General features: G+C 27.5%; 1 protein-coding gene. It reads left to right on the forward strand.

Going from position 1 to position 397, the window contains the following annotated elements; all coding sequences use genetic code 11:
* Nucleotides 1–84 precede the first annotated feature (84 nt).
* Nucleotides 85–397: IS66 family insertion sequence element accessory protein TnpA (tnpA, locus tag ACQRD5_RS17235; protein ID WP_427747123.1), on the forward strand; the 313-nt coding region annotated here is incomplete at its 3' end.

Genomic DNA, 397 nt, shown 5'->3' on the forward strand with positions numbered 1-397 from the left:
GTAAGCGTCAAAAATTTGATATCTAGTTAATAAACAACCTCCTTGCTAAAATTGTATTAATAATTTTTAGGGAGGTTTTATTTTATGAGCAGAAAGCTTAGCAATGAAAAATGGAATGAATTTATAAGTTTATTTTCTTCATACGAAGGAACGGTAAGCAGTTTTTGTGAAGAGAATAATATAAGTAAGACACAATTTTATTATCATAAAAGAAGAATTGAGGCAGCTAGTACTGAAAGTACCCCTATATTCCAAAGTATATCACTTAATGAAGAAGTTAGTATTGATAAATCAGAAGTAACTTCTCAAGAGATTAGAATAGAAATTGGAAAAGCTAATATATTTATACCGGCTAATGAAATAGCAATATTATCAAATATAATTAAGGAGCTTTCAA

This window comes from Clostridium sp. SGI.024, assembly GCF_050315195.1.
Classification (GTDB): Bacteria; Bacillota; Clostridia; order Clostridiales; family Clostridiaceae; genus Clostridium.